This window comes from Arthrobacter wenxiniae, assembly GCF_013376105.1.
Lineage (GTDB): Bacteria > Actinomycetota > Actinomycetes > Actinomycetales > Micrococcaceae > Specibacter > Specibacter wenxiniae.
Genome location: NZ_JAAMFM010000068.1, coordinates 1 through 1,350, shown reverse-complemented (window position 1 = coordinate 1,350; position 1,350 = coordinate 1). Strand labels below are relative to the sequence as shown.

1 protein-coding gene is annotated in these 1,350 nt (G+C 63.9%); it reads left to right on the top strand.

Annotated elements, in window-relative coordinates; genetic code table 11:
• Positions 1-27: 27 nt before the first annotated feature.
• A partial coding sequence (locus G6034_RS19370) for a transglycosylase domain-containing protein (protein WP_176636735.1) occupies positions 28-1,350 on the top strand: 1,323 nt, incomplete at its 3' end.

Genomic DNA, 1,350 nt, shown 5'->3' with positions numbered 1-1,350 from the left:
AGTCGATCTTGAAAGGCCCACAGACTGATGAAGTCAACAAGAAACCCAGTCTTCGATACGGCAAGCACTGTGGGCAGGCTGCTGCTCCTGATCGTCGTCAGCGTCGCCTGCGGGGCCCTGGTGGCGGGCCTGTTCGCCCCGGCAACCGCGCTGGCCGCCACGGTGGCCAATGACTCCATCAATATGTTCAATGACCTCCCGGCAGGCCTGGATGTGAATCCGCCCGCGCAGGCCACCAAAGTTCTCGCCAGCGACGGGTCCGTGATCGCGAGGTTCTATGCCGAGGACCGCCACAACGTGTCACTGGCCAACATGTCCCCGTTCATCAGGAACGGCATCGTCGCCATTGAGGATGCCCGGTTCTACCAGCATGGCGGCATCGACCCGACCGGCATCCTGCGCGCCATTGTCGCAACCGTCCAGGGCGGGCGCGAGGGCGCCTCCACCATCACCCAGCAGTACGTGAACAACGTGATCATCGAAAACCTGGTCACGGCCGGCAAGACGGACCAGGCGAAGCTGGGGGCCCAGAAGACCGTGGGTGACAAGCTCAAGGAAATGCGCATGGCCATCGCCATGGAGAAGAAATACTCCAAGGACCAGATCCTGCAGGGCTACCTGAACCTCATCTACTTCGGCAACGGCGCCTACGGCATCGAGGCGGCCGCGAAGCTGTACTTCAACACGACCGCGAAGAACCTGACCCTGCCCCAGGCCGCCGCGCTGGCCGGGGTGGTCAACAGCCCCTCGGTCTATGATCCCGTGGCGCACCCGGACAATGTGGTCACCCGCCGCAACGAGGTGCTGGGCAAGATGCTGGCCCAGAAGAAAATCACCCAAAAGCAGCACGACGCCGCCGTGAAGGCCCCGCTGACCCTGCACGTGAACAAGCCGTCCCAGGGCTGCGTTGCGGCGGCCATGGCACCGTACTTCTGCGACTACGTCCAGCAGCTGGTGCTCAACAACCCCGCCTACGGGGCCACCCCGGAGGACCGGGCCAAGTTCCTCTTCCAGGGCGGGCTGACCATCAAGACCACCCTCGACCCGAAGTTGCAAAAGGTCGCCCAGACCCGGGTGGATAACACCATGAGCCCCACGGACCCGCTGCAGCGCGGGGCCGACGTGGTCAGCGTCCAGCCCGGCACCGGCAAGGTCCTGACCATGGCGCAGAACACCGTGTACAACCCGGCGACGAAGCCGGGGAACTACATGGGCAACTTTTCCCTGCCGCTCAGGGACGCCAACGGGCAGCCACTGCACGGGTCCGGCGGCTTCCAGATCGGCTCCACGTTCAAGCCGTTCGTGTTTGCCGAATGGCTCAACAGCGGCCACTCCATGATGACCATGATC